The organism is Synechococcus sp. R6-10, assembly GCF_047461815.1.
GTDB lineage: Bacteria > Cyanobacteriota > Cyanobacteriia > Thermostichales > Thermostichaceae > Thermostichus.
In genome coordinates, this window is the sequence record NZ_JANSHW010000350.1 from 1 (window position 1) to 8,167 (window position 8,167).

Here is an 8,167-nt window from a genome sequence, read left to right on the forward strand (position 1 = left end):
TTTTCCACTCCTGCACTTGGGCTACGATCTCGGTGAGCAGGGGGGTAACGGGGAAGGTGGTCAATTGGGGGGCCAGGGGGGATCCGGCCTCAAAAATGAAGGAACCCTGGTGGAGGCTAAGCAGGTCGAAGAGGACTTCCCGCACCATGCCCAGCAGGATTTGCTTGCCCTGGTTGGGGTTGAGCTTGTGGCTTTCCAGCAAAGACCAGAGGCGGTTGTATTCGGGGGCGTTGACCGCGGCTTTGTGGGGAATTTGAATTTCCTCCAGGGCGGCTTCCAGCTTGAAGCGGTGCAGATAGTCTCTGAGGCGGGCAATGTTCCCTTCCGTTTCAGAGGCGTAGATAATCCGCCCATTCAGGAAGAAGACAAACCAGTAGACAGAGGGGCTGGCCTCTACAAAAAGCTCACCGGTGCGCTGGCCCAGCTCGATGAGCTGAAGGATGCTGCGGATATCGATCTCTTGTAGTTTTCCTTGCATGGGATCCCTGCCTGCAGTCCAGCAAGATACGTCTATTATGACGCTAGTCTTTAACTGTTGCTGCCCCGCCGGTAAGGCCATTTTCGGGAAGAGGGTTAAATTAAAGTTTAAAAAAGTTGGGGTTTGACTTGGGCCGAGCGCCTGCATTCCCCGAGGTATCTCTGGACTCCAGCAGACCCTCCCAATTAGAGCAGAATGGAGAGAACTGCCACCAGTAAACCTGTTCTTTGAGTAACCTATGCTGCCAATTCTCACCTCTTGGGTGCTTGGCCCACTGTTGGCGCTCTACACCCTCCTGTTTGTGCTGCGCATCTTTCTGTCGTGGTATCCGCAACTGGATACTTCTCGGTTGCCCTACTCGTTGGTGGTCGGCCTGACGGAGTTTCTGTTGCGCCCGACCCGTCGCCTGATCCCGCCTCTGGGAGGTGTGGACATGGCCCCTGTGGTTTGGGTGGGCCTGGTTACCCTGTTGCGGGAGGTGTTGCTGGGGCAGCAGGGGCTGCTGACAATGGCCCTGCACTGAGAGCGTTTTTGCCAACCATCTCTCATCGACTCTGCAAAATTGGGATCCGCTCGCCGAGGCTCTGGAAAGGCTGGCCCTCGGCGCCTTCTCGGAGCTCCTCCTGTCTCTGTCGCAGTTGCCGGATCAGCTCCGGCACCACCTGGTAGAGATCCCCGACAATGCCGTAGTGGGCAAATTTGAAGATAGGAGCGGCGCTGTCTTTGTTGATGGCAATGATCGTCTGGGATTTGTCCATGCCCACGCGATGTTGAATGGCCCCAGAAATGCCGCAGGCGATGTAGAGCTGGGGGCGGACGGTCTTGCCGGTTTGGCCCACCTGGTGGGCATAGGGGATCCACCCAGAATCCACGGCCTTGCGGGAGGAGCCGACGGCGCTGTTGGGAAAACAAGCGGCCAACTCCCTCAACAGCTCAAATCCCTCTGGGGATCCCAGCCCGTAGCCGCCGGAAACGATCACCTTGGCGCGGGTGAGATCTACCGCCTGGGACAGGTTGCGCACCGTTTCCACAATCTGCAGGCTCAGGTCACCGGGATCCAAGTTGACCGGCACCGGGATCACTTCCCCCTGGCGGGATCTGTCCCAGGGCAGGGGCACCATCACCCCTGGTCGTACTGTGGCCATTTGCGGGTTTTTCCAGGGGCCAAGGATGCGAGCCTTGAGAGATTCGCCGAAGCTGGGCCGGATGGCATAAAGGCAGTCGGGGAAGAGGCCGGACTTGCTGGGATCTTTGCTGTTGGTGTACTCGAAGGGGCCAATGTCCAGCTCGGTGCAGTCAGCGGTCAGGCCGGTCTCCAGGTGGGCGGCCAAGCGGGGGGCCAGATCTCGCCCGGTGGTGGTGGATCCCAGCAGGATGGTGTGGGGTGGTTGGGGCCAGCTTTTGATCAAGTCTGTGATCACCCGGCGGTAGGGCAGGGTGCGGTATTCGGCCAACTCGGGGTGATCGGCGATGAAGACTTGATCTGCCCCGTGGCCGATCAGAATTGGGGGCAAGTGGGCAATGTTGTATCCAAGCACAAGAGCGCTCAAGGTGGCTCCCAGCTTATCGGCCAGCCGCCGCCCGGCCCCCAACAACTCTAAGCCAATGGGCTGCAGTTCCCCGTTCACCTGCTCGGCGAAGACCACTATCCGCTTGCGATCCATAAAACTGTGACTCCTAGGTTGAGATCGGGATTGAATCGGGTCGAGGGCAATCTTGGGTGTTGCAATTGCGACGAGGTCAGCAGAGTCTTTCTGAGTTAACTTTTCACTGCCCAAAACCGGGAGCTTTCGCCGGCTAGCCACCCTGGGATCGATAGATGAGACGATGAGGATTGAAAGGTGATGGAGATAAGAATTGGCCAGAGGGATGCAAGGCAGAAGATCTAGGAAGTTGCCGCGTAGCGGAAGAGGTCAACGGCCTGAGTTAGTTGGTTGACCAGTTGGGGGACGGACTGCCCTTGAAAGATCTGACAGTTGCCGCCAATTTCCCCCACTTTTTCGGTGGCAGCCACGATGGTTGGGGATCCCTTGAGACCGCAGCGCTCCGGGTCTGCCCCCACATCGTCCAAGTTGAGGATCTGGATCGCCTCGGCCCGTGCCGCCTCATCCCGCATTAGCCGCTGCACCCGCTGCACACCCCGTAGAGTGGGGTAGGCCAAACGCCGAGCGGAATTGGCCACCGTAATCAAAACCGGCAGGGGCACCATTACGATTTGGGATCCCCCTTCGATGGCCCGCCGCGCCACCAGGATCCCATCCCGAATCTCGAAGGCTTCGCAATAGGTGACCTGAGGGATCCCCAACCGCTCCGCCAGTTGTGGCCCCACCTGGGCCGTATCGCCGTCGGTGGTCTGGAGCCCGCAGAAGATCACATCGGGCCGGCCAGCATAGCGAACCGTCTGGGCCAGGGTATACGCTGTGGCTAGGGTATCGGAAGCGGCCAAGCGGCGGTCGGTCATCAAAATACCCCGATCCACCCCGTGGGCAATGGCCTCGTAGAGCACCTCAATGGCCGGGGGTGGCCCCATTGTAATTGCCGTTACTCTCGCCCCGTGTTGCCGTTTGGTTTGCAGAGCTGCTTCCAGTGCATAGCGATCAAAAGGGTTTAACATCCGCTTGGCCTTGGCGCGATCGATCGTGCCGTCACTGTTGATGCCGGCCTTGGCGTTTTGATCGGGAACTTGCTTAATCAGAACAAAAGTTTCCAAGGGCCTAAACTCCCTAGTGATCCCCTCCAGGTTAAAAGGGATCCCTGAGCACCACAAACTTATTCAGCTTTTTTTCGGGATCGGAAAAGCTATCTCGACTTCAAGCACCCCTAAGCTACTCTTCCCAATACATCTGTTTCTCAGGTTTGATTTCATTGACATGCTCCCCATGCCCAAAGGCAGGGGCCTTACGGCGTTCTTGGGTAACCCTAAACAAAGTTCGAGACACTCCCCTACTGCTCCATGCCGCTTCCGGTCTCCCATCCACCAACGCGAACAGGTCTCCCGTCGGCCTCTTTCAGGAGCAGCCTGGGATCCCTGCCACGAAAAGCTTTGGGGATACTTCGCGGATGAGGGATCCAATAAGGACGCAGACCACACCTGCAGCCAGAAATAGCCTCCCAGCAAGCAGGATAAGTTGGCCTGCACCGGCAAGCCAATAGACAGAGGCTTCAAAATCGTTGCTGGCCTAACCCAGATTATCCAATCATCCGCTCAGACTTGGGTGGGAGCAGACTTCCATCAAACACTTGCTCTAGAGAGGGCTTAGTGGGCAAGCCAAAGCCATCCACCACCTGAGCAATTGAGGTTTCCATACGAGCAGGCACTACATCCCCCAAGCCAATTTCTCGCACCTCATCGGTAACAAACAGGCGCGGCATTGCCAGGGTAAGGCGCAATTTCTCAATTGCCGTATCCAGCACTTGTCCGTCGGCCTTGGCTTTGTCCAGAAGGGCCAACATATTGCCATCGGTATCACGAATAGTGTCTTGCCAACCCTTGACATAGGCCCGCAAGAAAGCTTTGAATTGCTCAGGCTTCTCACGCAGCAATTGCACACGAGTGATGAGCGCATTGCCGTACAGCTCAAGGCCATAGTCGTTGTAAAGGAAAGCCGTGATGTCCTCCAAGCTGACGCCGCCCCGCACCAGATTGGGCATGGCTGAGGTCATAAAGCCGCTGATGGCATCCACCCGACCTTGGATGAGGAAAGGTTCGCGCAACTGCGGCTCCATAGTTACCCACTCCACCGAGCCCGGATCGATGCCGACTTGCTTGGCAAAGACCGGCCAGAGCCGACGCGGCGCATCCCCTGCCGGTGCTCCTAGCTTCTTGCCCGCCAGTTGGGCAGGCTTCGTGATGCCCTTGCCTTTCAAGGTGTAGATGCCAAAGGGAGAGCGATTGAAGTGGACATAGATCGCTACCAAGGGCACGTCCGGATTTTTGGCATTGAACTCGATCATGGAGTAGGGATCCCCTTCCCCCAGGTCGTACTGGCCAGCGGCAATCTTGGTGATGGAATCGGCGGAGCCATAGCCGCGCTCGTAGGTGACCTCCAGCCCCTCTTCGGCGAAGTAGCCCTTCAAGATCGCCGTTACAAGGGGGGTATCCATCGAAGAGGGCAACCAAGAGAGGGTAAACTTCAGGGGCGTCAGTCCCTGGGAAACCAGAAGCGGCCCGCGGCTCTGAGCCCTCGCCTTTAGCCCTCCAACGGCAACCCAAGAGGCAGCCGCAGCAGCAGATTGAAGGAATTGACGACGCGACGATTTCGGGATGGACATACTAGTAAACTCCACAGCAGCTGTCTCAGCAGAAATCCGCAAGCGGGAAGGCGAGCATTACCGCCAAACAACTTAGCAAAGCAGAGTTAAACTTTTGTATTCGGTGATACTTTGTACCCAAAAGCTTGGCCTAAAGCTCTGTCCCGTCAATTTGTCAGAGCCATCTTCGCAAAGCAGGCGAGCAAAAGCAAAGTTTGGCTGGGGGAGCATCTATTCTTTTGTCAGATTTTGTCAGAGCCGGTTGGCTGTCGATATGATGATGCTTTTACTGCCCCAGGCATCCCTGGAACCTCTCTCGACGTCTGCCGACACGAACAGCCATGGCCACTCAACCCGTATCCACCTCGCTGATTCGGTTTCTCACCGCCGCCGTAGCCGAGAGCATTCGACGGGCCTCAGAGGCGGGGCAACTGGGATCCCTGGCCCCCCAGCAAGCCACAGCGATTGCCCCCGTGATCCAGATCCCCAGCGACCCTCGCTACGGCGATTACGCCTGTCCCACCCCCCTGGGCATGGCCAAGCTCTGCCGCCTAGCACCGGCCCAGATCGCCCAAACCCTGCAAAAACACTTGGATCTGCCGGACATCGAAACTCAGGTGGCGGGAGGAGGGTATCTCAACTTCCGGCTGGGGGATCCCTTTTTGGCCGAGCGCCTGCAGGAGCTGCTGCATCTGGGAGAAAACTTCGGCAAAACAGCCATTCCCCATCCTGAGCGCATTCTGCTGGAGTTTGTCTCCGCCAACCCGACGGGGCCTTTGCACGTCGGCCATGGGCGCTGGGCTGCCGTTGGCTCTACGTTGGCCAACTTGCTGCACTGGACGGGCCACCAGGTGGAGCGGGAGTTTTACATCAACGATGCCGGCAACCAGATGCGGCTCTTGGGCCAGTCTCTGGAGGTGCGGGTGCGGCAACTGCAGGGGGAAGAGGTGGCTCTGCCCGAAGATGCCTACCATGGCAGTTACTTGGTCGATATTGCCCGGCGGCTGTTGGGTCAGGTCAAGGCCGGGATCCGCCCTCTGCCCACCACCCTAGAGGAGTACACCGATTTTGCCTATGGGGAAATGCTGGCCTGGCAAAAGCAGACCCTGCAACAACTACGCACCGAGTTTGATCACTGGTTTAGCGAGCGCCGCCTGCACACCCCCGATCCCCAGACAGGCCTGAGCGCCATCCAGCAAGCTTTGCAGGAGCTGCAAGAGCGCGGCTTTCTCTACAAAGCCAAAGCGCCGCGGGGTGAGGATCCCAAGCCAGGGGCCGAAGAGGCCGTCTATTTCAAAACCCAAGAATTTGGCGACGACAAGGATCGGGTAGTGCAAAAGGCCGATGGTTCGTTCACTTATCTAGCCGCCGATATTGCCTACCACCGGGATAAAGTGCAGCGGGGATATCACCGGCTGATCAACATTCTTGGCTCGGATCACCATGGCTATATCGGCCGCTTAAAGGCGGCGGTGGGTGCCTTCAGCCCAGATGTCAAGCTGGAAATCTTGATTGGACAATTTGTCAAATTGTTCAAAACCGACCCGCAAACCGGTGAGAAAACCGAAGTGCGCATGTCCAAGCGCACCGGCAACTTTGTCTCACTCAATGACCTGATCGAAGATCCAGAAATTGGCGTGGGGGTCGATGCAGCCCGCTGGTTTTTGCTTAGCAGCAGCATGGACAGCCCCATCAACTTCGATTTGGATTTGGCCGTCAAGCAAACTTTCGATAACCCGGTCGTGTATGTTCACTACAGCCATGCCCGCTGTTGCACTCTGCTGCGGCGGCTACAGGAAGAAGAAAAGGTTGAACTGACCAACAAAGTCCCTTTGACGGAGCAACAAAAACTGCCCTACAAAGAGCCAGAAGAGCGGGCCCTGCTGCTGCGCTTGTTGGCCTTGCCGGATGAGCTGATCGCCGCTGCCGAAGAGCGCGCTCCCCACAAGATCATCCGCTATGCAGAAGCCATCGCCGCCGATTTCAACAAGTTTTACGACAACTGCCGTATTTTGCCGCTCTTGAAAGAGGATCCCCTTTTGGCCCAAGCCCGCATCCAATTGGTGCAGGCCACGCAGCAGGTTTTGTTTAACGTCCTCACCGGCATTCTCGGCCTGAGCGCGCCGGAGTCTATGTGATTTACGAAGGAGTGCCGTAAGGCCCCCAGCTCACGCTCTGGGCGGAAGCCAGCTATAGCGGTCGCGAGTAGGTCAATTGCAATAAACCGTTCCACAACGCATAGTCATTTATCTCACCGTCAAGGTGAAACAAACGGCCGGTTGCTTCCTGCTAAGGCCTCTGGCCCGCTAGCGCGATCAGTTGAAATAGATGGTAATAAAAACCACGACTGCTATCAGCCCCTTTGATTCCGGTAACGCCGATCCCCGTCTCGATGAGGGAGAGGAGATAGGGCTCAAGCGCCTAAGTTTCGACTCTGTGGGCGCGCAAGAGCAAGTTGGTTCCCAAGTCCTCTTGGGCTGCCCAAAAGGCGCAAATCCACCACGAAACCTCGTCTTGGCGATAAATGCCACAGGTGAAAGGATAAGGTTGCAAAATATTCGCCATCTGCGCTAAGGCCGGAACTTCCGCCATGTAGTCGGCCCACACTTGGGGATCCAAGGCTTCGTAGGTGAAATCGGAAGGAAAGAATGTGCAACTGGATTCCAGGCTGGGCCGGTTGGTCAGCAACAATTGAGCAGGATCTGAGGATTCACAGCCCAAGCGATCCCCGATCTGAAAAGTCAGTTGAAACAGGCGGTTAATCAGATCAAATTGCTCAGGGCTCATAAGTTCAGAATTCCTAACTTTCAGATTGGGATGGGCGTTAGAGTTGACAGGTGCGACGGCTGCGCTCCAGCTCCGGCTCGATCCAGGAGAGGGCGAAGTGACTCACACAGGGCAACTGCGGGAAGCGGCGGGCCAGCTCTGCTGTTTGGGTTTCCAGGCTGGGGCGTTGCCGCTGGGCTTGTCCCCATAGACCGGCAATGGCCGGGCAGACAAAGGTTTGGGGAGAGGCCACAGCCAGGACCTGCTCCACCTGCTGCGCCACACAGGAGCTATCCTCGCACTTGGCATAGGCCATTGGGTGCCATTCCATACCCGGATCAAAGCGGTCCCAGGGTTGCAGACGAGCGTCAAACCCTTCTCCTACTGCTTGGTTGCCTTCTGGGAAGAAGACAGCCCCCACCGGGATCCCCAGCCTCTGGGCGGGTTGGGCGGCCTGCTGTAGATAATCGAGAACGCCGTAGCGGGCAAACTCGACGCTCAGCTGCCAAAGCTGCTGCTGCCAACGTTCTTGGCGAACGGCGGCGCTGGGGGTGGGGGAAGGGGCAGGAGTTGGTGCTGCTGCCTCAGAACTGGAATCCGCCGGTTTCTCCAGACTCTCTGGTAAATCTTTTGCAGAGGAAAGCTGATCCCCCTGCCAATTCCTGCTGGCCA

At 57.5% G+C, this 8,167-nt stretch carries 7 protein-coding genes and 1 pseudogene; 2 read left to right on the forward strand and 6 right to left on the reverse strand.

The window, feature by feature from the left end; all coding sequences use genetic code 11:
• A partial coding sequence (locus tag NW837_RS10165) for a DUF4388 domain-containing protein (protein ID WP_414331220.1) occupies window positions 1-478 on the reverse strand: 478 nt, incomplete at its 3' end.
• Between the two features lie 238 nt (window positions 479-716).
• On the opposite strand from NW837_RS10165, the gene NW837_RS10170 reads away from it, so the two are divergent.
• Window positions 717-1,001, forward strand: coding sequence for a YggT family protein (locus NW837_RS10170; RefSeq protein WP_011433534.1), 285 nt, complete (start codon window positions 717-719; stop codon window positions 999-1,001).
• A gap of 22 nt (window positions 1,002-1,023) precedes the next feature.
• On the opposite strand, the gene NW837_RS10175 is transcribed toward NW837_RS10170, so the two are convergent.
• The 3 genes from NW837_RS10175 to NW837_RS10185 all read right to left on the reverse strand — a co-directional run bounded on the left by NW837_RS10175 (window position 1,024) and on the right by NW837_RS10185 (window position 4,750).
• The gene (locus NW837_RS10175; protein ID WP_414331221.1) at window positions 1,024-2,142 is read right to left on the reverse strand and encodes an electron transfer flavoprotein subunit alpha/FixB family protein; all 1,119 of its coding nucleotides are present in this window, start codon (window positions 2,140-2,142) and stop codon (window positions 1,024-1,026) included.
• Window positions 2,143-2,363: 221 nt separating this feature from the next.
• On the reverse strand, window positions 2,364-3,188 hold the full coding sequence (locus NW837_RS10180; RefSeq protein WP_414331223.1) for an electron transfer flavoprotein subunit beta/FixA family protein: 825 nt from the start codon (window positions 3,186-3,188) through the stop codon (window positions 2,364-2,366).
• 479 nt (window positions 3,189-3,667) lie between these two features.
• Window positions 3,668-4,750, reverse strand: a complete 1,083-nt coding sequence (locus NW837_RS10185; RefSeq protein ID WP_414331224.1) for an ABC transporter substrate-binding protein — start codon at window positions 4,748-4,750, stop codon at window positions 3,668-3,670.
• A 320-nt stretch (window positions 4,751-5,070) separates the two neighbouring features.
• Here NW837_RS10185 and argS point away from each other — a divergent pair, with 320 nt between their 5' ends.
• Window positions 5,071-6,867, forward strand: coding sequence for an arginine--tRNA ligase (gene argS, locus NW837_RS10190; protein ID WP_414331226.1), 1,797 nt, complete (start codon window positions 5,071-5,073; stop codon window positions 6,865-6,867).
• A 283-nt stretch (window positions 6,868-7,150) separates the two neighbouring features.
• On the opposite strand, the gene NW837_RS10195 is transcribed toward argS, so the two are convergent.
• Both NW837_RS10195 and NW837_RS10200 read right to left on the reverse strand, forming a co-directional pair.
• Entirely contained in the window at window positions 7,151-7,516 is a 366-nt protein-coding gene (locus NW837_RS10195) for a hypothetical protein (protein ID WP_011433539.1), read from the reverse strand.
• A 37-nt stretch (window positions 7,517-7,553) separates the two neighbouring features.
• Window positions 7,554-8,167, reverse strand: a pseudogene (locus NW837_RS10200) (hypothetical protein); the annotation flags it as partial.

Excerpts from the sequence above, each read along its gene's own strand:
- NW837_RS10195 (WP_011433539.1), bottom strand. The coding sequence starts at position 7,516 with ATGAGCCCTGAGCAATTTGATCTGATTAACCGCCTGTTTCAACTGACT.
- NW837_RS10185 (WP_414331224.1), bottom strand. The coding sequence starts at position 4,750 with ATGTCCATCCCGAAATCGTCGCGTCGTCAATTCCTTCAATCTGCTGCT.
- argS (WP_414331226.1), top strand. The coding sequence starts at position 5,071 with ATGGCCACTCAACCCGTATCCACCTCGCTGATTCGGTTTCTCACCGCC.
- NW837_RS10170 (WP_011433534.1), top strand. The coding sequence starts at position 717 with ATGCTGCCAATTCTCACCTCTTGGGTGCTTGGCCCACTGTTGGCGCTC.
- NW837_RS10175 (WP_414331221.1), bottom strand. The coding sequence starts at position 2,142 with ATGGATCGCAAGCGGATAGTGGTCTTCGCCGAGCAGGTGAACGGGGAA.